The organism is Desulfoconvexum algidum (genome assembly GCF_055382125.1).
In genome coordinates, this window is the sequence record NZ_AP042394.1 from 6,710,184 (window position 1) to 6,732,663 (window position 22,480).

A 22,480-nucleotide genomic window follows, 5' to 3' on the forward strand; every position below is an offset into this window, starting at 1 on the left:
AGTCAGGGCAATCTCAGGTCAGGTGATGGTATTTGAGCCTGGTTCCCCCAGGAAAAAGGTTCTGGTTTTAACATACCCTGTGGCGAAGTTGTCTTTTGCCTCCTCGATCAGGGCATAGAGGGTGGGCACCACCACCAGGGTCAGGACCGTTGCAATCATGAGGCCGAAGATGACCACAATGGCCATGGATCGCCAATACTGGCTGGATTCAGAGGCCAGGGATAGCGCCATGACATGGAAGTCATAGGAGATGCCCGTGACCATGGGCAACAGTCCTAAAATGGTGGTAACGGCCGTGAGCACGACCGGACGAAGCCGGGTCGCACCGGCGGAGATGATCGCTTCTTTTACCCCCAGACCTGCAGTGCGCAACTTGTTGGTATAGTCGATGAGCACGATGGCATTGTTTACCACCACCCCGGCAAGGGAAATAATGCCCACCCCGGTCATGATGACTCCGAAGGGGGAGTTGATTACGGTAAGTCCCCAGAACGCCCCGCCAAAGGAAAGGATAACCGAGGTCAAAATGATGGCCGGCTGGACCACTGAGTTGAACAGGGTGACCAGGATCAGGAAAATGAGAAACAGGGCGATGATGAATGCCTTGGATAAAAAATCCTGGGCCTGCTGCTGTTCTTCATCCTCACCCGTGAATTTGTAGGCATAGCCGGCCGGCAGGTCCAGTTTCTTAAACAGCTCCTGGACCTGCATTCTTGCAACCGTTCCCGTGATTTTTGTTTCATCCACATTGGCCTGGAGGGTGACCACCCGTTCATGATTTTTTCTGACAATATCGCCGATGGTCCCCTTGTATTGGATGGAGGCCAGGGTGGTTAACGGCACAATTTCGCCCGATGCGGTGGGGATCATGAGTTTGTGCAGTACATCGGTCACATGGCGGTCTGATTCGGCCAGTTTCACCACAATGTCATAATCTTCATCCCCTTCATAATAGGTGGAGACATCCAGGCCGTTGTAAGCAATTTTTAAGGCAAAGCCAATGGCAGAAGTGGTCAGACCGAACAGGGCGGTTTTCTGGCGGTCAATTTTTATCTGGACCGAAGGAAGGCCTCCCTGGTAATCATCCCGAATATCCTTGATGTTGGGGACAGTTTCCAGCACCGTTTGCATCTGTTGAGAAATTTTGTTCAGGACATTAAAATTATTCCCGGAAATCTCAATGTTGATGGGCGGACCTGTTGGCGGGCCTTCCTTTTGTTCATCCACAGTGATTTTGACCCCGGCAATGGGGGCAACTCGCCTGCGGATCTCTTCCAAATCTTGTTTGGTGGGGGAGGTCCGATTCTCAAAGTCAATGAACTGGATCCCGATATGGTTGGGAAGGTTGGAATCAAAGACGGAGCTGCCGGCATTTTGTACCACCCGGGTAAAAATATGTTCGATATTGTTGATATCGGAAGGCGCCATAAAAGAGCTGCCGTCTGAATTCTGGTGCGTCTGGAGGGCAATGGCCTGCTGGTAGTTTTTGCTGTCACTTCCGGAAATGGCTATCTCCACTTCTTTTACCGTGCGGTCGATAAAACTTAAGTCTGCTCCTTCTGGAACGGCAATATTGACGTAGACAGCTCCTGGATCAATGGAAGGAAAAAATTCCACGGGTTTTTCAATACCGATCCTGAGCATCCAGACCTGGAATAAAAAAATCAGGACAACAAAGGAAGCCAGGAGCACACAAATTTTATGATTCAGGGCATGGACAAGGACCCGTTCATAGAGGTTTAAAACCATTCCCTTTATCTCAATGGGCTTTTCCCCCTGGGCTTCCATCTCCTGGGCTGAAATTTCTTTGTTCCTTTTTTTCCCGGGCGCAGTTTTCATGAAAAATGCGCAGAGAGCCGGATTGATGACCAGGGCGACAAACAGGGAAGATGCAAGGGTCACAATCAAGGTGATGGGCAGGTATTTCATGAATTCCCCCATGATGCCGGGCCAGAAGATCATGGGGAAAAAAGCGGCCACCGTGGTCAGGGTGGAGCCGATAACCGGCCAGGCCACCTCTCCTGTGGCTTGCATGGCGGCTTCCACCCGGGGGACTCCCTGCTGCATATACCGGTAGATATTTTCGATGATGACGATGGCATTGTCCACCAGCATGCCCAGGGCCAGGGTCAGGGAAAAGAGAACCACCATGTTCAACGTAATGCCCAGGGCATGGAGTACGGCAAAGGAGAGAAACATGGAAAAGGGGATGGCAAGTCCGACCAGGAGCGCATTTCTGATGCCAAGCGCTATGAACAGGACAATGACCACCAGGATGAGGCCGGAAATGATATTGTTTTCAAGATCCGCCACCATGGCCTTGATGTCCTTGGATTTGTTCATGAGTTTGGTGATGGTGGTGTTTTTAGGAAAGGTATGGCTTGCCCGCTCAACAATGGTGTCAATTTTTTCCGAGATAAAGATGATGTTTTCACCCACCCGTTTTTTAACGGAAATATTGATGGAATCCACCCCGTTTAGCCGGGATCTTGAGGTTTCTTCCTTGATGCCGTCCACCACCGTTGCCACGTCTTTTAAATAAATGGGTTTGCCGCCATGGGTCGCCACCACAAGCGAAAGAATCTCTTCCGGGGTTTCAAACTCCCCGGGTACCTTCACCTGAAACCGTCCATGCCCCAGGGTAATGGCCCCTCCCGAAGTATTCTGGTTCTCACTGACCACACTCTGCTGTAGAGCCGTAATGGGGATTCTGTAATAGGCCAGCTTGTCTGGATCCACTTCCACCCGTATTTCCCGTTCCTGGCCCCCGGTGATTTGGGCCTCAAGCACCCCGGGCACCGCTTCAATATCGTCCTTTAAATCGTCGGCAATTTTTTTAAGGGTTCTGGGGCCGCAGTCTCCTGCCAGGGAATAGACCACAATGGGCATCTCTGAAATATTGACCTCAAAAACAGACGGGTCGCTTTCAAGGTCAGTGGGCAGATCATTTTTGGCCTCATCCACCTTGTCTTTAACCTTGCTGAGCACCTCATCAATATCCGTACCGGGTAAAAATTCAATGTTAATCTGGGACAACCCCTGGGAGCTGACCGAACTGACATTCTTGACCTTGTCCAACCCCTTGAGCTTTTTTTCAATCTTAATGGTAATGGCCGTCTCGATATCCGAGGCCGACACCCCCCGGTATTCTGTTCGGACAAAGACATAGGGGATGGTGATATCCGGATCACTCTCCCGGGGCAGCACGTTATAGGCATAGAGTCCGATACCCATGATAATAAGGGCCAGGACCAGGACACTGACCCTGTTTTTAACGGCAGCATCCGAGACGATCATTGGGTCAGCTCCTCCATGTTCAGGATGGTTTTGGTGACATGGACGGTTTCACCGTCCTCAATGATTTTGTGGCCCACCACCACCACCTTTTCCCCGGGGAACAACCCCGTTGGGATCTGGATTTTCCAACCGTCCAAAAAACCTGTGGTCACCGGTCTGAAGTGAACCACGTTCTCTTGTTCCACAAAAACACCGGTTTCCTTATTAAGGGTTAAAAGGGAGTAGATGGGCACGGCCAGTCCCTGGGCGTCATGCTGTTTAACAATTCTCACCCGGGCAAACATGCCCGGCAGGATCTTATGGCCCGGGTTGTTCACTTCAATTTCAAGGTTATACAGCCGGGCCATGGAATCGGCGGTTTTAAAAAGGTAGTGGTACTTGCCCGTATAGGTTTGGCCCCCCAGGGCATCAATGGTCATATCAAAGGTTGAAAGTTTGCGTACGGCAGCCACGTCGGATTCAGGGATGCCCACTTGGATTTTAAGCCGGTCGATCTGGAGAATGGTGGCAACAGGGTCTCCAACACTTAAAAACTCACCGCTTTCAATATAGACCCGGTCCACGACTCCTTCCATGGGCGATCGGATGGTGCAGCGGCTCAAATTTAACTCTGCTGTGTCCATGGCCGCTTTGCTCGTTTTAACATTTGCGTTTGCATCATCTAATTGGGACTGGGTGATAAATTGTTTTTTTGACAGGGCTGTGAACCGGTCCTTTGTGGTGAGGGCTGTTTCATAGGAGGCCCGGGCAGCGTCATAGTTATTTTGATAATCGCGCTTATCAATTATGGCCAGGATATCTCCCTTTTGTACCCGGGTTCCTTCATCGATGTTTTTGGTGTCGATTTTTCCCTTGACCTCGGCGGCAACTTTCAAAGAGATCCAGGGGGTTGCCACTCCGGGCAGACTGATCTTTTCCATGACCATGCCGGGGATCATCTCCATGGTGATAACATTGGTCGGGGCTTTTGCTGCCTTCATCTGATGGGATTGCTTTTGGGCAAGATCTGCTTTTCGGGCGGATATTTTTTTGCTTAACGGAAAAATCACCAGGGCAATCACCAAGGCTACCGTGATAATGGGGATGCTCTTCCAGACGAGGCGCAAAAATGTCTGGATAAATTTATTCTTCTGAATTGGTTTAGGTTCCATGCAACGTGTCCTCTTTTGATAAAAGCCAGGAGATAACCGTATAAAAATAGTATCAATTGGTCTGATTTCAAGGGGTTGTTTTTGGTTGCGGGTCAAAATTGGTCAAAAACCCAAAGGTCAGGGAGATGCCCACACTGATTGATAAATAATTAAATGCCGATGCTATAACACTCCTTTGCCATTGTATAGGATCAAATTGCAAAAAGTTTTTAACACTCCCCGGGTGCCGACCTAAGAAAAGGATTAAATAAACTCCAATGATCTGATATAAAGGATACAAAAACACAAAAAAAGACTGCCAACCAATAGAAAGGGAGCACCATCGAATGAAAAAAATCAACCTTAAGCCTATTTTTGCCATCGTTATTTGCGCATTTTTGTTTTTATCCGGGTGCAGCACTGCCTACTATTCTGCCATGGAAAAAATAGGCAAGGAAAAACGGCATATTCTTGTGGATGATGTGGAAGATGTGAAGGAAAGCCAGACAAAGGCTCAGGAAGAATTCAAGGACGCCCTCACCCGGATCAAGGAACTCTATGCCCTTGACGGCGGCGATCTGGAAATCTTTTACGATAAACTCAAGGACAGCTATGAAGACTGCGATGCCAGGGCTGTTCAGATTGAAAAACGGATCAACACAGTGGAACAGGTGGCAGCGGATCTATTTTCCGAATGGGCGGGTGAAATCAAACAGATCAATGATGCCAAGCTTAAAGCCTCGAGCCAACGCTCCCTGTCCGATGCCAAAATCCGATATAAACAACTGGACCTGGCCATGAACAAGTCCACCCAGGGCATGTATCCGGTCCTGGCAAAGCTCAAGGACTATACCCTCTATTTGAAGCATAACCTCAATGCCAAGGCAGTGGGTTCTCTGGGCGGGGAAGTTGTGTCCATAGAGCGAGAGGTGACAGCCCTCATTGATGACATGAACCTTTCCATCAGGGAAGCAGATAATTTTATAAAAAATTTTTAACTTTGCCTGATTTTTAAATACCTGGTTTCAAATACTTGATTTTAAATATTACCATAACGGAGAACAAAATATGAAGGTGGATGGACAAGAGATGAGACCCATTTGGTTTGATACAGATTCAAAGACAGTTCAAATTATTGACCAGAGACGGCTTCCCCATGAACTGATCATCGAAGATCTAAACACGGTGGATGATGTCATCCGTGCCATCAAGGATATGTACGTTAGAGGTGCCCCCCTCATCGGTGCCACCGGAGCCCTTGGGGTCTATGTCAGCCTGGTACAAAAAAATAATAAGGGAGCGGACAATGCTTATTTTGAGGCAGAATGCATCCGGCTCAAGGATGCCAGGCCCACGGCCATGAACCTTTTTTGGGGAGTGGATCGGGTCCGGGATGTGGTCTTAAAGGAGACCTCCCACGAGGCACGGGTAAAGGTTGCCCTGGCGACAGCCCTGGAAGTGGTGGAAGAAGAAGCGATTAATTGCAAAAAGATCGGCGAATATGGGGTGTCCATAATTGAAGAGATCAGCAGACAAAAAAACGGAGAGCCGGTCAACATCCTCACCCATTGCAATGCAGGGTGGCTTGCCTGTGTGGAGTATGGCACGGCAACCGCCCCCATCTACACCGCCTTTGACAATGGGATAGACGTTCATGTCTGGGTGGACGAGACAAGACCCCTGAACCAGGGGTCCCGCCTCACGGCATGGGAACTTGGCAAACATGGGATCAACCATACCGTGATAACCGACAATGCCGGGGGCCATCTCATGCAGCACAAAATGGTGGACCTGGTCATCGTGGGAACCGACAGGACCACCCGGGCCGGGGATGTGGCCAATAAAATCGGAACCTATTTAAAGGCCCTGGCCGCCAGGGACAATGATATCCCCTTTTATGTGGCCCTGCCTTCCTCCACCTTTGACTGGTCCATCACAGACGGGATAAAAGATATCCCCATTGAAGAGCGGGATCCCGATGAAATCCGATACGTACAAGGCCTTTTAAACGGTCAGATCCAATCTGTTCTGGTACCACCTGCGACAAGTAAGGCCGCCAACCCTGCCTTTGACGTAACCCCGTCCCGGCTGGTGACAGGATTTATCACGGAGAGAGGATGCTGCAGGGCCACGCAAGAAGATATCATGGCCCTGTTTCCGGACAAAAAATTACCCTAATTGTAGGTCGCTCTTATATCTTTTTTGCTGATTTTCCCCACAGAAGTTTTGGGGATCTCGGCGTTTAGAATGATTTTTGAAGGGACCCCGTATTTTGGGATCTGGCCTTTTTCCACAAAGGTCATGCAAAAATTTTGGATATCGGTTTCTGATATCTTGCCTTGGTGCCCCTCCTTGACCACCACCACGGCCAGGGGGCGTTCTCCCCATTTTTCGTCAACAATGCCCACAACGGCCACCTCACTGACGGCTGGATGTTGACTGATGATGTCTTCTATCTCTAGAGAAGAGATCCATTCCCCGCCGGTTTTGATCACATCCTTGAGCCGGTCCGTGATCCTCAAATAGCCTTCATCATCAATGACACCGATGTCACCGGTGTGAAGCCAGCCGTTCTCCCAGAGTGCTTCACTTTGTTCCTCGGATTTGATATACCCCTGGGTGAGCCAGGGGGCCCGGGCCACAATTTCCCCCGGGGTCTGACCGTCATGGGCAAGGGGATTGCCCTGTAAATCCACAATTTCCAGTTGGACATTGGGTACGGGAAGTCCTGTTTTACAGCGGATGTCCACCTGCTCATCCTCTCCCCATTCCAGCATATGGGGTTTTATATTGGCCAGGGTGAGCAAAGGACATGTTTCAGACATGCCGTATCCGGTGTAAAGGTTGATGCCGTATCCAAGGGCTTGCTTGCAAAGGCCTTTGGAAAGGGCGGATCCGCCGATGATCACTTTCCAGCCCTTGAGATCCAGATGTTTGATAGCCGGACTTGTGACCAGCATGTTCATGATGGTGGGCACGCAATGGGAATAGGTGACTTTTTCCCCGACAATGAGCTTGAGCAGCATTTCAGGCTCGTACCGGCCCGGGTAGACCTGTTTGGCCCCCAAAAGGGTCATGAGATAGGGCATGCCCCAGGCATGGACATGGAACATGGGGGTGATGGGCATGTAGACATCCGCCGAGGTGATATTGGCCTGGGAGGCATAGGCGCAAAGGCCGGCCATGGCCCCATAGGTGTGGAGAACAATCTGGCGGTGGCTGAAAAACACCCCCTTGGGCAGGCCAGTGGTACCGGTGGTGTAAAAGGTGGTGGCCATGGTATTTTCATCAAAATCAGGAAAATCATAATCCGGTTTGGTGTCGGAAATCAGGGCTTCGTATTCACCGCAAAAACAAAGATCGGAGGTTGGGAGTTCACCGGTATCCGACAGCAAAATCACCTGTTTCACCGTTTCAAACCGGCTCTGGACTGATTCCAGCAGGGGAACAAAATCTTGGTTGACCAGAATTACATCATCTTCGGCATGGTTGATGGTATAGATGAGTTGGTCAGCGGTCAACCGGATATTGACGGTGTGGAGTACCGCCCCCATCATGGGAATGGCAAAAAAGCATTCCAGATACCTGTGGGAATCCCAGTCCATGACCGCCACGGTATCCCCGGGTTTAACCCCTTGTTTTTTCAGCATGGCGGCCAATTGTTTGACCCGTTGTCCAAAGGTTTTATAGTCATAGCGAAAACTGTCTCTGTAGACAATTTCCTGGTTGGGCGAATAAATCAAGGGGGTGTCCAACAGCTGCTTGATGAGCAGGGGGTAATTGTAGGCACTCGGGGTCGGTGTGATGAGTTTATTTGTCATTCTGGCTCCTTTATTTTTATTGATTTATAAATTATCTATTGTTGTCCATCTCTTTTTTTGTATATTTTTGGGGTTTATATTTCTTCGGGTTGGGGTTTCATTAATTTTTCCGGAATTTTTTGGGCCAGAAGCAGGAAGTACAGGCCGATGCCAACCGCCATGCCCCATGCAGGGCCAAATTTGGCAATGACCATGCCCACGAAAAAGGCATACCCCTGGGCAGCCGGAGTTTTAACCATGGAAATAGCCACATAGGCACAGGCAAAACCGGTGAGAATCAGGGTAATGGACAACGCCACCGCCAGAAGCGGTTTCATGAAGGTAACTACCGGAACCATGAAAATCAGTATAAAGGCGGGCCAATACCAGTTGAAGGTACCCGAAAATATGGAATCCATGTTTTTCCGGCCGGATTTGTACCGCTCTGTCAAGAATACGTGGACACCGGTCCAAATGGGACCGTGGAGGGGAATAAAGGGACCGGCCATCAACAGATGACCCATGTTCCGGATAAAAAGGATGATATGACTCCGGGTATTGTCTACCTCAATTTTTTCGTCTGTTCGTTTTTCGCCGGCCTGTTCCAGCAGGGTGTTGCCCAGGACCAGATCCCCAAAGATAAAAATATAGATCATCAGGGCCAGGGGAAAGGCTTTGGCATAGATCTCAAGGGCGGGCCATCCCACGAAAAAGGGAGAAACTGCTTTTATATAGGCACCAATCTGGGGAATGTGCCAGCCCATCTGGATATCAAAGGAGAGCTCCCCGGACAGAGGCCCCACAATGGCCGCCACCAGAAACCCCACCAACAGGGCCATGGAGCCCAACAGGTTCAGCACTTTATTGGTTTGTTTTGCCTTGGTGAACCAGATGGAGAACATGAGAAGGAAGACCACGGCCCAGACAATGGAAAGGGTGACGGGCATAGTGGCCAGGCGGCCGAATTCAGCATTAAAGGCGGCAATGGACCCGCCGAATATAATGGCGGCCCTCAGTTCCACCGGCACCCATTGGAAAAAGCGATTGCCCAGGCCGGTGACGGCGAAAAACAGAAAAATTGCCGACAAACAGATGGTCACCGCCATCATGGCGTGGATGGCCGGCACCCCTGCCTCAAAGGTTCCCAAAAAGACCATGACCAGGGGAAGGGCCGGGGTGATCCAGCCCGGTGCATAGGGTTCACCACAGATCACCGTGGGCACCACCCAGAGCCAGAATAGCTGGATCAGGACCACGGCCCAGGCCACTTCAAAGGGAACCTGAAAAAATTTCATGGTCAAGGCAGCCACCACACCGCCGGTGGCCGTGGTTAACAATCCGCCCTGGATAATTTCAGGCAGGGAAAAATCCACATGGATTCCAGGGATACGGGTGGTAAATTTTCCCCAGCGAATACCGGGTTGGACAGCTCCCTCTTCTCTTTTTGTGACCATTTCTTTCTCCTTTGTTGGGTTTTGGATAAACCTAAGATAAAGACCTGGTTATAGTCATAGGTCATTTAGGGAAAGGAAAATATCGGTGGGTCACCCATGTTGGGGTATGGAAAAATCCTAACTTTTTGTAGGTGGGTTTCCTACAGGATCAGATCAGGTTGCCTTGTTTCAGACAGGTTCTTTGAATACACCGGTCTCCACCCAGATCACGGCATGGCGGACCAGCTCCGTGGCATTTTTTAGACTTAATTTTTCCTTGATCCGTTCCCGGTAGGTGCCGATGGTCTTGATACTGACATTGAGCTGGTTGGCGATCTGTTTGGAGGAGAGACCCTGGCCTATGAGCTGGAAAATTTCAAGCTCCCGGTCCGAGATTCTCTTTAGGGGGGATTCATGGGCCAGATTCGGCTGTTTTTGGAAGGTGTTGAGGATATGACTCATGATGGTCGGGCTGACATGGATATGGCCGGCCATGATCCTGCGGATGGCCAGGACGACGGATTCCGAGGCTTCCTGTTTCATGATATAGCCCTTGGCCCCTGCCATGATACACCGTTCCGCATGGAGGGCTTCGTCGTGCATGGAAAGCACCAGGGAAGCAATTGGTTTGTGATGGGCATGGATTTCCTTAACCAGGTCCATGCCGTTGCTCTCTTTTAAAGACAGGTCCACAATGACCAGATCCGGTTTCTGGGCCTCAATCAGTTCCAGGGCCGTGTCCACATTTTCAGCATCCCCGCACACGGACATATCGGGTTCATGCTCTATCATCTCTTTCATACCCATTCTGAAAATGGGATGGTCTTCCACAATAAGAATCTTTAAATAGTCTTTTCCCATCGGCCTCTCTTCTTCTATGAGTTTTTTTCCCAGCCGTTCTTGCCCTTTAATTTCAGCTTACCCAGTTGTCGGAGGACTTAATTCCAACCGAACCAGGGTCCCGCCCTTTGGACTCTTTTCAAACCCAAGCAAGGCCCCTATCCGGCTGGCCCTATAGGACATGATACGGATGCCCATTCCCGGGGCCGATTTGGGGCTGCCAAGACCGATACCGTTGTCCTCGACCGTAAGTGTGACGGTTTTGGTTTGATTCGTCAAGCGGATACGAATAAGATCTGCCCTTGAATGCTTGACGGCATTGTGAACTGCCTCGTGGGCAATATAATAGGCATGGGTGGCCATATCGTTGTCTTCAAAGGCCCGGGGACTGTCACAGGAGAAGGTACAAGAGATATGGAACACCTCCTGGACATAGGCGGCCAGTTCCTCCAGGGAGACATCAAATCCCTGGTCCGTCAGGTTCACCGGTGCCAGGCCCCGGGAAAGACCCCGGGTTTTTTCAATGGAATCCAGAATCAGGGTCCTGATTTTGCCGGCACGGTCGGCTTCGCTGGGGACTTCGCTGGGGACTTCGCTGGGGACTTCGCTGGGGGCTTGGCCAACGGCTTCCCCGCCAGGGGGAATGCTTTCTTTCTCCCTGAGCCGCTGCTGGAGCATCTTTATCATCACTTCAATGCCGATGAGCTGGGGACAGAGGTCGTCATGGAGATCCATGGCAATTCTCTGGCGTTCCCGTTCACTGATGGTGAGGATTTCCCTCTCCAGACGTTTGGCATCGGTCATGTCTTCAATGGCGCCGAGCATGCACGGTTCTCCCCATAGGTTCACCCGTTCCACGGAAATCATCCCGGTCCGTTTTTCTCCGGTGGCCGTGAGAAAACCAATCTCCCAATTTTTAAGGGGGGCTTTTTCCTCGAGAGAGGTCATCAGTTTTATCCCGTCCCCGGGATGGCAAAAAAAACGGATGCCGGTCAGTTCTTTGCCAATGAGTTCAAAGAGGCTGTAACCGGTGACACCAAGGAAACTGTCGTTGACATTGATAATTCGCTTGTCTTTTAATACCGCAATAAACATGCTCGAAGGACTGCTCCTGAAGGCCTTTGAGAACATCTCCTCTGACAGGCGAAGGGCTTGTTCACTCTTTTTTTGTTCATCGACGTGGCGATTCAGTCTGTCCATGAATTTGTTGAAATAGTCCGCCAGCTGCCCGATTTCATCGGTGGATTCCACGGGCATGCGGATATTGAAATCTCCGGAGGCCCCCATGGAAAATCGGTTCATGAGGGTTTGCAGGGGGCCGATGACCGTCGCATTAATCCACAGGGAGGTGGAAAAAACCAGAACACAGGTCAAAAAAACAATACTGAAAATGATATTCCGGATCGTCCTCAGGGGGGCAAATATTTCATCCAGATAGGTGGCAGAGCACACAATCCAATCATATTCGGGAATATATCTGAAAATAACCATTTTTTCCCGGGCAAGGATTTCTCCTGGGTTTTTCCAGATATAGACAGTTTTTCCATTTTTCTTCGCACAAATATCCCGGACAAAATACTGGCCGTCCCTGTTCTGGGAATCATAATAATTGCCCGTCATAAACGGATGGACAATGATGTTGCCCAGGGAGTCATGGATGTATGCATAGCCGGTCTTTCCAAAAGTAAGACTTAAAATGCTGTCCCTGAAATCTGAAATATTGATGAGCGCGTTGAATTCTTCCCTATAGGTTGAGACGGCAATGATCCAGTCCCAGGGTTCAAAATAGGACATGTACATGGCTTTGGGTTTTAAGGCATCGTCTTCCGGATTTTTCCAGTCATACTCCAGGTACCCGGTTTTCATTTTAAGCATCGCATGAACAAAAGCACGGTTTGAAAAATTTTTCCCTGCCACTCCCTGTTTGGGATGTTCAATGGCAATGCTATCTGAGTTGGCACAAAAAATATAACCTGTTTTACCAATGGACTGGCTGAACAAAATTTTTCGGCACAGATCCTTGGCTTGTTTTTCAGTGGTCAGGCCCAGGAGAAAATCATTGTGAATCGCCTGGACAATCTCCCGGTTTTTTTCTGCAATGGCCCTGAGATGGTTTTTTATGGAGGTGGCGGCGGCAGTCTGGACCATGCTCTGAATGGCGGCCGTGGCATTGGTCAGCTCACTTTCAATATTGGCCTCAATGGTGGTGCGGACCTGGTGATAAATAACCCCCCCACCCACAAGGGTGGCCAGAACAAAGATGAGGGTATAGCCACCCAAAAGCTTGGACCGGATCTTTAGGTTTCTGAAAAACTGGGACAAATGCGTCATCCTATCCGGGCAAGGGTGAGCAGACAGGTTTTCGGGATGGTTATTGCGTGATAAAATAACCTTGAAAAATATTTCTGGTATCTATCATATGAAAAATGGATAGATACCATGGATTTTTTATTGGTCACCACAGCTTTTCATGATGAGCTGTTCCAGTAATTTTAATGATTTTGAAGATTTGCCGGTTGCTTTCTCTCGTTTGATATTTCTCAAAAGTTGCCTCAGTCTCTGGTGATCCATTTCTGGACAGGCACTGATAAAGGCTTCCATACTCTCCGGGTCTTGGGCTAATAGCCTGTCCCGCCATTGGGTCTCTTTGACAATTGTCGATTTAACGGGAAGGCCGGCATCTATCTCTAACAATGCATGGCGGATGGGTTCCGGGTCCACATCCCGCATCAGGGTTCCGATGAATTGCCGGTGCCTTCTGCCGGCAACGTTTGATGTAATGGCTCGGGCTTCTATCAGGGCAGCAAGCAGCGCATCGGGAAGTCCCATTCGTTTGAGTTGCGGGGGGGACAGTTTGGTCAGTTGCTCTCCAAGTTTCTGGAGTTCATCCGCCTCTTTCTTTGCCTGTGTTTTACTTATGTATTGAATCTCATTTTCCATGGTTACCGCCGGGAATAAACGCTTGGTACTTCAAGCTGCTTGATATTTCAAGCTGCTTGATATCAAGCTGTGAAATTATAAATGATAGGACAGAACCTTGGTTTTTGTCAAGGAAGCAAAAATCATATTTCTAAAGCTTGCTGCCCAGGCGTTCATGACAGCAGTGCCAAAATCATCGGGCAAAGCGTCTGCGCTCATTCCAGGGTTGAACTATTGGGTTGCCAGGTATTTGTTAAAATGCTAAACCGGAGCAATTTAAAGCCCCATACAATGAAAGGCAGATCATGTTCGCAAAAACAGCCGATGAACTTAGAGAAATGATGGGTCAAAACCCGGAAACTTCCCCTTCCACCTTCCTCATGGACGACTCTTTTGCGGCCTGGTGCTATGACAACCGGGATTTTTTATGGCTCAAAACCGCATTTAACCGGGATGCGGACCCAGAGGATTGCAGAAAATGGGGGATCACCGCCCAGGAGTGGAAGACCAACATCGCCATGGCAGGCCTGGCCCTGGCTGTAAAATGATACCGGGGCAGGTGTCATGCACACCTTGTCTGTGCCTTGTTAGAATTATTTTTAGCTTTCATCAATCACTTGGCGGATACTCACTGCCAGGCGTTTTGTGCTGATGGGTTTTTTGAGATATCTTCTGCTACCGATGGCAAGGAAATTTTCTTCTGATATGGCAGAACTGTAACCGGTACAGATGATGATGGGCATATCCGGCCTTGTCTTTAAAATTTTCCTTGACAGCTCTACACCGGTCAGGCTGGGCATGGTCTGGTCGGATATGACCAGATCGAATTTATCTGGGGCAGAACGAATTTTTTCCAGGGCCCCAAAACTTTCGGTTGTTACCGTGACAGTGTATCCCAACCGTTCTAAAACCTTTTAACCTGTGCAGGTTCCATATGTTCATTTGATTTTTTTGGTATATGTTTGTTAAATATTTCAAATAGATTCAGCTCTGAAATATAATGCTTTACCATTGGCAACACATCAATTCGTTTCGTTACGGTTTTTATGACTTCCTTCATCTTCAGGCCTCCAAATTATATTTTGGAAGCATAATATACTATAAGATATAAGTTTGTTTAGGCTAACTTGAAATATTTCAAAAAAAATTTTCTACACCTGCGGAATGTAGGCTTTAAGGACGGATATATCTCTTTTCTGGAGGTCTTTCTCTATGGCCAGGATGTCTGAATATTCCTTTGAAAGAGCTTCAAATGCTTTCTGGTGTTTTACGCTGTCTTTCCATCGTTTCATAAATACCAATGCTTCAAGACCGCTTTTTATGGGGTTATTTTATAGTGACCGCTTTTTTTTGATCCAATACGGGATAGCCGTCCCAGATTTTTTAATTTTTGAATATTTCTCATTATGATTGTCCGGCCTTTATTCAGAGATCCGGTCAAGTCGTCATAGGGTGCATTGGGGTTTGTTCGGATAAAATTTAAAATTTGGTTCTGTAACTCATTTAAAGGTTCATTTAAAGGTTCATCTTTAGCCAACGGGTGAACCTTTAAATCTTTATTTCTGGTTTGTCCCGCCTTGTTTAGAGGATCGTCCTGGCCTGATTTTTTATGAACAACCACTTTAAATGTGCATCCTTCCCGATCATCAAAAAAATCAATATCAGGCCACGCTTCCAAAGATCTTCGAATTCCGGAACCCAGGCCCCGGTAGGGAAGCAATTTTTTGGCGACAAAGGATGCCAATATGGGATTGCGGATATTTGAGTTGCCGGCCGTGATTTTTTCAATGGTCAGATTGTTCGGCAAATGGCCGGGGCTGATGATCTCGATTCGATCTTCAAAAATAAAGATCCGGATCACCGAGCTGATAAAATAATCTCTGTGGATAAGGGCATTCACCAGCAGCTCTTCAAAGACAATTTGGGGGATTTCCGGCATTCCCGGCGCATTTACATTCTGGCCGGCCTGCACTTTTTTAAGGTTCCGCATGACCATACCTTTCTCATAAACCTATGTCAGGCTGAGAATTGCTAACAAGAAATGCTCGTTTTTCCTGAAACCTTCCAACTACAACATATAGTATTTAAATTTTTGTGATCTGAGAAAATGTAATTTTAAAAAAATGTAATCTGAAATTTGTAACAGGGAGGTTGATAGTGGTGAACTTTCCTGTTTAATAAAAAAGGGCCGGAAAAAGTATGGAACATTCTTTTTCCGGCCCTTGGGTAAAATCCGTTACCTCAGTCTCGAGGGATAGGAACTAGAGCATTTCAATGGCGCAGGCCATGGAAACGCCGCCGCCGCCGCACAGGGTGGCAAGGCCAAGGCTGTCTCCCCGGTTTTTCATGGCATAGATCAGGGTGGTCATGATCCTTGCCCCTGTGGAGCCCACGGGATGGCCCAGACCTATGCCGGACCCGTTGACATTGGTGATCTCCCGGTTCAGGCCCAATTCTCTTTCGCAGCCGATGTATTGGGCGGCAAAGGCTTCGTTGACTTCCATCAGGTCAAAATCGGCAATGGAAAGACCGGATCTTTTCATGAGGCTTTTCACCGCCGGCACAGGAGACAGTCCCATGATGCTGGGATGGCAGGCACCCATGCCGCTGGCTTTGATTTTGGCGATGGGGGTAAGGCCCAGTTCTTTGGCTTTTTCTGCTGACATGATGACCATGCCCGTGGAACCGTCATTCAGGCCCGAGGAGTTGCCGGCGGTTACCTTGCCGGTTTTGGGGATAAAGGCAGGGGGAAGTGCTGTCAATTTTTCCATGGTCATGCCCGGCCTGAAGTGTTCGTCTTTATCAAATATGAGGGGATCTCGTTTGCGCTGGGGGACACTTATGGGCGTAATTTCTTCTGCAAATGAACCGTCCTTTGTGGCCCGTTCCGCATTGTTATGGCTTTGCAGGGCCACTTCATCCATCTCCTCCCGGCTGATCCCCAGGTGATGGGCCACAAATTCTGCGGTGTGTCCCATGATATAGGGTTTTCCCATGAAATAACTGACCGGGGCCTCTTGGGTGTTTAAGGGGGTTGTGCCATCAAGGGGCATGACATCGGAGCCGCAGTGGAGGGCGTGGATCAGGGCATCCACAAACTGGGTGTCCTGGAGACGGCATCCCCATCTGGCCTTGGGCACGGTATAGGGAACGCCTGACATATGTTCGACACCGCCGGCCAGAATGATATCAGCCATACCGGCCTGAATCATGGCCATGCCGGAAAGGGCTGATTCCATGCCGGAAATGCAGACCCGGTTCAAGGTGACGGCGGGCACGGTATCGGGGATCCCGGCCATGAGGGCTGCCACCCTTGCGGTGTTCAATGTATCATGGTGCTCAAGACAGGTGCCGTAGCGAACATCATCAATCATGTCAGGATCAATGCCAGCCCTTTTTATGGCTTCTTTCATGGTAACGCTTGCGATGGTGGCGCCGTTCAGATCTCTCAGGGTCCCACCGTAGGTTCCGATGGCGGTTCTGCAGGCGGAAACAATTACAACTTCTTTCATTTTTATATCCTTACAATTTTGGTTTAAAATTATCTGCTCTAATTATCTGCAATAGAAGGCGGTTTATTTAGACCCAAAGGACTCCTCAGAAATATCCAGGGCGGCCGTGTCCCCTGCCATGATCACCTCCATCTTCCCTCGGGCCACGGGCAGAACGGAATGGATGAAGAACTGGGCACTTTTGAGCTGTCCCTCGTAAAAGGAGATGTCTTTTTTCTTGGGCTTGTCAACGAGTTTCTGGGCGGCAATGGTGGCCCGCCACAATAGCATCCAGGCCATGAGGGTGTCTCCTGTGACATCCAGGAAGGGATGGGCCTGGACAAAGGCTGCATCTATTTTTTTTGCGCCCATGACAGTTCCTATGGCCTTTGCCGTTTCCATGAGTTTGACCACGGTGGCATCCATCATGTCGGCCAGGGGGGTTAATGTTTCTATTTCTTTGGCCGTGTCAATTGTTTTCTGGACTTCGGCCAGAAGGTCGGTAAAGGCGCGTCCCTTGTTGAGTCCCAGCTTTCTGCCCAAAAGGTCCATGGCCTGGATCCCGTTGGTGCCTTCGTAGATCTGGGTGATTTTGCAATCCCTGAGCAATTGTTCCTGGGGATATTCCTTGGTAAATCCATACCCGCCGAATACCTGGACCCCCCAGGAGCACATCTCAAAGGCCCGGTCTGTGATATAGCCCTTGGCCACGGGGATGAGTACATCAATGATGCCCTGGTATCGCTGCTTGTCCGTTTCGTTGTCAGAGATATGGATCATGTCCTCCATGAACCCCACATAATAGAGAAGGCTTCTCATGCCTTCGGAATTAGATTTCATGGTGAGAAGGATGCGCCGGATATCCGGGTGCTGGATAATGGGAACACCGGGGGAGCCTTTGGGAGCGGTAAGCGCTGCTCCCTGGACCCTTTCTCTTGAATAGTTCAGGGCATTGAGATAGGAGGCAGAGGCGCAGGCAAACCCCTGCATACCCACGTGGAGCCGGGCCTCGTTCATCATGACAAACATGGCCCTCATGCCTTTGTTTGCCTGGCCCAGAAGGGTTCCCTTGCACTGGCCTTTGCCGCCCAGGGCCATGGAACAGGTGGGGCTGCCGTGGATGCCCATTTTTTCTTCAATGCCGGTGCAGATCACATCATTAAATTCTCCCTGGCTGCCGTCCTCGTGGACCCAGAATTTTGGGACAAGAAAAAGCGAAATTCCGGCGGTTCCTGCGGGGGCGCCTTCAATTCGTGCCAATACCGGGTGGATGATGTTTTCCACCAGATCGTTTTCACCGGAAGAGATAAAGATCTTGTTGCCGGTGATGGAATAGGTGCCATCCTCGTTGGGAACCGCCTTGGTGGTAAGGGCTCCCACGTCAGAGCCTGCTTCCGGCTCTGTCAGGAGCATGGACCCGCCCCAGACGCCGGTATACATCTTTTCAAGAAACAGCTGCTTTTGTTTGTCCGTGCCAAAACTTTCCACAAGTTTGCCGGCCCCGTGGCTCAGGATATTGTGCAGCATGAACGGATAATTGGCTCCGTTAAAAAAATTATTGGCCGCCAGGGCCACGGTGGCGGGCATGCCCTGGCCTCCCCATTTCGGATCATCACACATGGCGATCCATTCCCCTTCACAAAACAGCTTGTAGGCCCGATGAAACACCTTGGGAACCGTGACCTTGCCGTTGTCAAAGGTACAGCCTTCTTCGTCTGCTTCCTTGAGATAGGGAAGCAATTCCTTGATGGCAAGGTTCCGGGCTTCGGAAACCACCATATCAATGGTTTTTTTATTAAACTCCTCAAAGCGCTCAAATTGGCTGAGCTGCTCCACATTTAATTGTTCATGGAGAACAAAGTCCACATCCCGTCTGTCTGCAACTACCTGGGCCATATTTACCTCCAAAGGTTAAAGTGTATTGATCGTGTTGTTTATTTTGTGTGATCGTAAAAGCCCTTGCCGCTTTTTCGGCCCAGATAGCCTGCCCGTACCATTTTTCTCAGTAAGGGGGCGGGCCGGTATTTGTCTTCGCCCAGTTCTCGGTGAAATCCTTCCAGAACCAGGAGCATGGTGTCCAGGCCCACCATGTCGGCCAGGGCCAATGGACCTATGGGGTGGTTGGCGCCCAGGGTCATTGCATTGTCAATGTCTTCGGCACTTGCTATTCCTTCGGCCAGGACAAAGATGGCCTCATTGATCATGGGGCAGAGGATGCGGTTTACGGCAAATCCAGGGGCCTCTTTCACTTCAATGGAGGTTTTTTTGATTTTCTCCACAAAATCCTTTGCAATATTCAGGGTGTCATCGGAGGTGGTAAAGCCCTTGATCAGTTCCACAAGTCTCATCACGGGGACGGGGTTGAAAAAATGCATGCCGATGACCTTGTCCGGGCGTTGGGTCACACTGGCCATCTCGGTGATGGAAAGGCCCGAGGTGTTGGAGGCAAAGAGGGTTTCTTTTTTACAGATATTGTCCAGTTCTTGGTAGACCTGTTTTTTAACCTCCATGATTTCGATGATGGCCTCAATGACCAGGTCGGCATCCTGGGCAGCCATGACAAGGTCGGTGGTGCCTGTGATCCTGCCCATGATCTGGTCGGCTGCAGCCTGGTCCATTTTTCCCTTGGACACAGCCCGGTCAAGGTTGCCGGAGATGGTGGTGAGTCCGTTTTCCACAAACCGATCTTCCATATCCCGGATGGTGACTTCAAATCCTGCCTGGGCTGCTGATTGGGCAATCCCGGCTCCCATGATCCCGGCACCCAGTACGCAAATCTTTTTAATTTCCATGATGTTTCTCCTGTCTTTTTTCCAGTTGATAAAGGGTTTTTACGCTTAAGATATGGCATAAATCGTGCCAGGGCTTAGGAACCCCCGTATACCGGGCAATTGCCAGGGAACCCAGGAAAAAACGAAACTATTTCTGTGCCATGGGAAAGATTTTTCTGTTCTATTTTCCGGTTTTACTATATTCTGTCAAATAGAACAGAAAAATTTCAGGGGGCATAATGGGAATTGACGAAAAGGATTTTTTCAGGGAAGCAACCCTAAAGCTTTGCTCCAGCCTGGAGATTGAACGGGCCCTTCACCAATGTCTGCTGTATATCCGCAGGTTTATTCCGGCAGGACAGGCGGGGTTCCATGTCTACCACCGGGATGCGGGCATTGTTGAAACCATTGCCCATGCAACGCCTGCAGGAGGACATGCCGTCTCCATGCGGATACCCTTGTCTGCCAGGGGCAAGCGCCAAATCGAAAAACAGCGGCTGGGCCGGGTCCGGCTCATAGACCGCCTGGGGGATGATCCCATCACAGGGCCTGTGGCGGATCGATTGGAAGCCTGGGACCTGTCCGCCGTGGTCATCGACCTGGTCCTGGAAAAAACCATGCTGGGAATTTTCAGCGTGTTCAACAATGGTAGAGAACAATTTTGTGCCGAACATGTCCGACTCTTAAGCCTGCTGGACAAACCCTGTGCCATTGCCCTGACCAATAGCCTGCGATTCCGGGAATTGAAAAACCTCAAGGAGCTGCTGGCCGACGACAATCGCTACCTCCAGGAAGAGTTAAACAAAATGGTAGGAGAACAGGTGATCGGTGCGGGCCAGGGACTAAAGGGCGTCATGGAAATGGTCCGCCAGGTTGCCCCCCTTGAAAGCCCGGTCCTGCTGCTGGGGGAGACGGGGACGGGCAAGGAGGTGATGGCCAATGCCATCCATAATCTTTCCTTGAGAAAAGACGGTCCCTTTATCCGGGTCAATTGCGGGGCCATTCCGGCTTCCTTGCTGGACAGTGAGTTGTTCGGCTATGAGAAAGGGGCCTTTACCGGTGCCGTTTCAAGGAAGAGGGGGCGCATCGAGCGGGCCCAGGGCGGCACTCTTTTCCTGGACGAAATAGGAGAACTGTCTGCCCAGGCCCAGGTCAGATTGCTCCGGGTGCTCCAGGAAAAGGAGATTGACCGGGTGGGGGGGAGTGAAACCGTGCGGGTCAATATCCGGATCATTGCTGCCACCCACAGAAATTTAGAAATCATGATGGAAGAACAAAAATTTCGGGCAGATCTGTTTTTCCGGCTCCGGGTCTTTCCCATTCACATTCCACCATTAAGGGAGCGGGTCACAGATATCCCGGCCCTGGTCCGGCATTTTATCCTGAAAAAAGCAAGGGAGATGAAGCTCCCCCATATCCCTGCCCCCTGCCCCGATGCCATGGCACGTCTCATGGCATATCACTGGCCCGGCAATATCCGGGAACTTGAAAATGCAGTGGAGCGTTCCCTGATCCTGGACCGATCCAGTTTGTTGTTCTTCAAGGAGATTGGCAGTCAAGAATTGATTTCCCCCTCCGTATCCTTGCCTTTAAACAAGGACTTTTCAAAAACATCAGACAGGTTTTATAAAACAGAACAGCAGGTTGCCCCCCTTGAATTGGATAAGGTTCTGGTCGCTCATATCTGCCATGTCCTTGACCTGTGCAAGGGAAGGGTGGAGGGGGAAAGGGGGGCGGCAAAATTGTTGAACATTCATCCGTCCACCCTGCGCAAACGGATGAAAAAGCTTAATATTTCATTTGGCCGCAGTAGCATGTCCAAAGGGGGTCTGGGTTAGAATCACCCCGACAAATACAAGCCCCGAAGCCAGGCATTGGACACCTGTAAACGTCTCCTTTAAAATCAGAACGCTCATGATCAGTGTAAATACCGGTATGAGATTTATAAATGCCGTGGCCTGGCTGGCAGGAATCTGGCTGACTCCGTAATTATAACACCCATAGGCCCCAAGGGTGACACCACCGCCCAGGTAGAGAATTGCTAAAAAAGGGAGGGGCACAATTTCAACCGGCATTATTGTGCTGGGAAGAAAAAGGATGGGAAAAAAGAAAATAGCTCCGGCAAAGGCCTGTAAAAAGGTGAGAAACAGCGCGGAATAATAATTTGAAAGTTTTTTCAGACAGATGGCGTATCCCGAGCCAAAGACCATGGCCATGAACTCCAGAAAATTACCCCAGATGGGATTGGGGGCATGTTGGGAGGATTCCGATGCGATGCTCAGCCAGAGAGCCCCGATGACGGCAATTAAAAACCCAAAAAGGGTTTTTATCGTCAGCTCTTCCTTTAGGATTCCCCAGGCGGCAATGGCCACCAGCAGTGGCATCATGGTTGTGATCATGCCTGCCTGGGATGCCGAGGTCTGCACCAGGGCCTTTGCTTCAAATACAAAGTAAAGGCAGGGCTCGCAGATAACCATGATCACAATGTATTTTAGATCTTTCGACCGAAAGGTAATGTTCCGGAAAACAAAGGGGAAACAAAGGGCGCACAGGCTTGCCACCAGCATTCTCCCAAAAATCACCACCATGGGATCATAGACCCGAAAGGCCAGCTTTAGAGCAACAAAGGTGCTGGCCCATAATACCATGGCCAGGACCAGGCAAATATAAGGGACCATTCTGCTGGGGGATTGATTCAATATTTTTCCTTTTTCAACGGTTTTATTAAAACCGCTCAAAATATCACTTTTCCACCCGAACCGAAACCCTAATCTTTTATCCCAAATCCACTGCCTTTAT

At 49.7% G+C, this 22,480-nt stretch carries 20 protein-coding genes; 5 read left to right on the forward strand and 15 right to left on the reverse strand.

The window, feature by feature from the left end; translation table 11 throughout:
• Nucleotides 1–18 precede the first annotated feature (18 nt).
• Both ACZ45G_RS30235 and ACZ45G_RS30240 read right to left on the reverse strand, forming a co-directional pair.
• Nucleotides 19–3,297 (reverse strand): efflux RND transporter permease subunit, encoded by a 3,279-nt coding sequence (locus tag ACZ45G_RS30235; protein ID WP_464174352.1) that lies wholly within the window; start codon nucleotides 3,295–3,297, stop codon nucleotides 19–21.
• Entirely contained in the window at nucleotides 3,294–4,448 is a 1,155-nt protein-coding gene (locus ACZ45G_RS30240; RefSeq protein WP_464174353.1) for an efflux RND transporter periplasmic adaptor subunit, read from the reverse strand. The genes ACZ45G_RS30235 and ACZ45G_RS30240 overlap by 4 nt, the downstream gene beginning before the upstream one ends.
• Nucleotides 4,449–4,774: 326 nt before the next feature.
• Here ACZ45G_RS30240 and ACZ45G_RS30245 point away from each other — a divergent pair, with 326 nt between their 5' ends.
• Complete coding sequence (locus tag ACZ45G_RS30245; protein WP_464174354.1) at nucleotides 4,775–5,425, forward strand: DUF2959 domain-containing protein; 651 nt, start codon at nucleotides 4,775–4,777, stop codon at nucleotides 5,423–5,425.
• 70 nt (nucleotides 5,426–5,495) lie between these two features.
• Nucleotides 5,496–6,605, forward strand: coding sequence for an S-methyl-5-thioribose-1-phosphate isomerase (gene mtnA / locus ACZ45G_RS30250; protein ID WP_464174355.1), 1,110 nt, complete (start codon nucleotides 5,496–5,498; stop codon nucleotides 6,603–6,605).
• Here mtnA and ACZ45G_RS30255 read toward each other — a convergent pair.
• From ACZ45G_RS30255 to yjgA, 5 genes are all read right to left on the reverse strand, one after another.
• The gene (locus ACZ45G_RS30255; RefSeq protein WP_464174356.1) at nucleotides 6,602–8,248 is read right to left on the reverse strand and encodes a fatty acid--CoA ligase; all 1,647 of its coding nucleotides are present in this window, start codon (nucleotides 8,246–8,248) and stop codon (nucleotides 6,602–6,604) included. The genes mtnA and ACZ45G_RS30255 overlap by 4 nt on opposite strands.
• Before the next feature lie 74 nt (nucleotides 8,249–8,322).
• Nucleotides 8,323–9,681 (reverse strand): hypothetical protein, encoded by a 1,359-nt coding sequence (locus ACZ45G_RS30260; protein WP_464174357.1) that lies wholly within the window; start codon nucleotides 9,679–9,681, stop codon nucleotides 8,323–8,325.
• Between the two features lie 168 nt (nucleotides 9,682–9,849).
• Nucleotides 9,850–10,521 carry a response regulator transcription factor gene (locus ACZ45G_RS30265; protein ID WP_464174358.1) on the reverse strand — a complete coding sequence of 224 codons (672 nt, stop codon included), beginning with the start codon at nucleotides 10,519–10,521 and terminating at the stop codon, nucleotides 9,850–9,852.
• Nucleotides 10,522–10,578: 57 nt separating this feature from the next.
• Nucleotides 10,579–12,831, reverse strand: coding sequence for a cache domain-containing protein (locus ACZ45G_RS30270; RefSeq protein WP_464174359.1), 2,253 nt, complete (start codon nucleotides 12,829–12,831; stop codon nucleotides 10,579–10,581).
• A gap of 117 nt (nucleotides 12,832–12,948) precedes the next feature.
• Entirely contained in the window at nucleotides 12,949–13,440 is a 492-nt protein-coding gene (gene yjgA, locus ACZ45G_RS30275) for a ribosome biogenesis factor YjgA (protein ID WP_464174360.1), read from the reverse strand.
• A 97-nt stretch (nucleotides 13,441–13,537) separates the two neighbouring features.
• On the opposite strand from yjgA, the gene ACZ45G_RS30280 reads away from it, so the two are divergent.
• Together ACZ45G_RS30280 and ACZ45G_RS30285 are read left to right on the forward strand one after the other, a co-directional pair.
• The gene (locus tag ACZ45G_RS30280; protein ID WP_464174361.1) at nucleotides 13,538–13,684 is read left to right on the forward strand and encodes a hypothetical protein; all 147 of its coding nucleotides are present in this window, start codon (nucleotides 13,538–13,540) and stop codon (nucleotides 13,682–13,684) included.
• A gap of 40 nt (nucleotides 13,685–13,724) precedes the next feature.
• On the forward strand, nucleotides 13,725–13,967 hold the full coding sequence (locus ACZ45G_RS30285; RefSeq protein ID WP_464174362.1) for a hypothetical protein: 243 nt from the start codon (nucleotides 13,725–13,727) through the stop codon (nucleotides 13,965–13,967).
• A gap of 51 nt (nucleotides 13,968–14,018) precedes the next feature.
• Here ACZ45G_RS30285 and ACZ45G_RS30290 read toward each other — a convergent pair whose 3' ends face one another.
• From ACZ45G_RS30290 to ACZ45G_RS30320, 7 genes are all read right to left on the reverse strand, one after another.
• A complete protein-coding gene (locus ACZ45G_RS30290; protein WP_464174363.1) occupies nucleotides 14,019–14,318 on the reverse strand; it encodes a response regulator in 300 nt (99 codons plus the stop codon).
• A gap of 5 nt (nucleotides 14,319–14,323) precedes the next feature.
• The gene (locus ACZ45G_RS30295; protein WP_464174364.1) at nucleotides 14,324–14,479 is read right to left on the reverse strand and encodes a DUF4277 domain-containing protein; all 156 of its coding nucleotides are present in this window, start codon (nucleotides 14,477–14,479) and stop codon (nucleotides 14,324–14,326) included.
• 91 nt (nucleotides 14,480–14,570) lie between these two features.
• Complete coding sequence (locus tag ACZ45G_RS30300; RefSeq protein ID WP_464174365.1) at nucleotides 14,571–14,711, reverse strand: hypothetical protein; 141 nt, start codon at nucleotides 14,709–14,711, stop codon at nucleotides 14,571–14,573.
• A gap of 26 nt (nucleotides 14,712–14,737) precedes the next feature.
• Complete coding sequence (locus ACZ45G_RS30305; protein ID WP_464174366.1) at nucleotides 14,738–15,415, reverse strand: ATP-binding protein; 678 nt, start codon at nucleotides 15,413–15,415, stop codon at nucleotides 14,738–14,740.
• 265 nt (nucleotides 15,416–15,680) lie between these two features.
• The gene (locus tag ACZ45G_RS30310; protein WP_464174367.1) at nucleotides 15,681–16,931 is read right to left on the reverse strand and encodes a thiolase family protein; all 1,251 of its coding nucleotides are present in this window, start codon (nucleotides 16,929–16,931) and stop codon (nucleotides 15,681–15,683) included.
• 63 nt (nucleotides 16,932–16,994) lie between these two features.
• Entirely contained in the window at nucleotides 16,995–18,806 is a 1,812-nt protein-coding gene (locus ACZ45G_RS30315) for an acyl-CoA dehydrogenase (RefSeq protein WP_464174368.1), read from the reverse strand.
• A gap of 38 nt (nucleotides 18,807–18,844) precedes the next feature.
• Nucleotides 18,845–19,702 (reverse strand): 3-hydroxybutyryl-CoA dehydrogenase, encoded by an 858-nt coding sequence (locus tag ACZ45G_RS30320; RefSeq protein ID WP_464174369.1) that lies wholly within the window; start codon nucleotides 19,700–19,702, stop codon nucleotides 18,845–18,847.
• A gap of 218 nt (nucleotides 19,703–19,920) precedes the next feature.
• Between ACZ45G_RS30320 and ACZ45G_RS30325 the strand changes: the two genes are divergently transcribed.
• Nucleotides 19,921–21,519, forward strand: a complete 1,599-nt coding sequence (locus ACZ45G_RS30325) for a sigma-54 interaction domain-containing protein (protein ID WP_464174370.1) — start codon at nucleotides 19,921–19,923, stop codon at nucleotides 21,517–21,519.
• Here the strand turns inward: ACZ45G_RS30325 and ACZ45G_RS30330 are convergent.
• Nucleotides 21,478–22,419, reverse strand: coding sequence for a DMT family transporter (locus tag ACZ45G_RS30330; protein WP_464174371.1), 942 nt, complete (start codon nucleotides 22,417–22,419; stop codon nucleotides 21,478–21,480). The genes ACZ45G_RS30325 and ACZ45G_RS30330 overlap by 42 nt on opposite strands.
• Nucleotides 22,420–22,480 lie beyond the last annotated feature (61 nt).

Bases quoted from the DNA above. Each gene is read 5' to 3' on its own strand.
- ACZ45G_RS30285 (WP_464174362.1), top strand. From the start codon at position 13,725: ATGTTCGCAAAAACAGCCGATGAACTTAGAGAAATGATGGGTCAAAAC.
- ACZ45G_RS30235 (WP_464174352.1), bottom strand. From the start codon at position 3,297: ATGATCGTCTCGGATGCTGCCGTTAAAAACAGGGTCAGTGTCCTGGTC.
- ACZ45G_RS30255 (WP_464174356.1), bottom strand. From the start codon at position 8,248: ATGACAAATAAACTCATCACACCGACCCCGAGTGCCTACAATTACCCC.
- ACZ45G_RS30300 (WP_464174365.1), bottom strand. From the start codon at position 14,711: ATGAAACGATGGAAAGACAGCGTAAAACACCAGAAAGCATTTGAAGCT.
- ACZ45G_RS30295 (WP_464174364.1), bottom strand. From the start codon at position 14,479: ATGAAGGAAGTCATAAAAACCGTAACGAAACGAATTGATGTGTTGCCA.
- ACZ45G_RS30305 (WP_464174366.1), bottom strand. From the start codon at position 15,415: ATGGTCATGCGGAACCTTAAAAAAGTGCAGGCCGGCCAGAATGTAAAT.
- ACZ45G_RS30265 (WP_464174358.1), bottom strand. From the start codon at position 10,521: ATGGGAAAAGACTATTTAAAGATTCTTATTGTGGAAGACCATCCCATT.
- ACZ45G_RS30310 (WP_464174367.1), bottom strand. From the start codon at position 16,931: ATGAAAGAAGTTGTAATTGTTTCCGCCTGCAGAACCGCCATCGGAACC.
- ACZ45G_RS30315 (WP_464174368.1), bottom strand. From the start codon at position 18,806: ATGGCCCAGGTAGTTGCAGACAGACGGGATGTGGACTTTGTTCTCCAT.
- ACZ45G_RS30325 (WP_464174370.1), top strand. From the start codon at position 19,921: ATGGGAATTGACGAAAAGGATTTTTTCAGGGAAGCAACCCTAAAGCTT.
- mtnA (WP_464174355.1), top strand. From the start codon at position 5,496: ATGAAGGTGGATGGACAAGAGATGAGACCCATTTGGTTTGATACAGAT.
- yjgA (WP_464174360.1), bottom strand. From the start codon at position 13,440: ATGGAAAATGAGATTCAATACATAAGTAAAACACAGGCAAAGAAAGAG.
- ACZ45G_RS30240 (WP_464174353.1), bottom strand. From the start codon at position 4,448: ATGGAACCTAAACCAATTCAGAAGAATAAATTTATCCAGACATTTTTG.
- ACZ45G_RS30245 (WP_464174354.1), top strand. From the start codon at position 4,775: ATGAAAAAAATCAACCTTAAGCCTATTTTTGCCATCGTTATTTGCGCA.
- ACZ45G_RS30320 (WP_464174369.1), bottom strand. From the start codon at position 19,702: ATGGAAATTAAAAAGATTTGCGTACTGGGTGCCGGGATCATGGGAGCC.
- ACZ45G_RS30270 (WP_464174359.1), bottom strand. From the start codon at position 12,831: ATGACGCATTTGTCCCAGTTTTTCAGAAACCTAAAGATCCGGTCCAAG.
- ACZ45G_RS30260 (WP_464174357.1), bottom strand. From the start codon at position 9,681: ATGGTCACAAAAAGAGAAGAGGGAGCTGTCCAACCCGGTATTCGCTGG.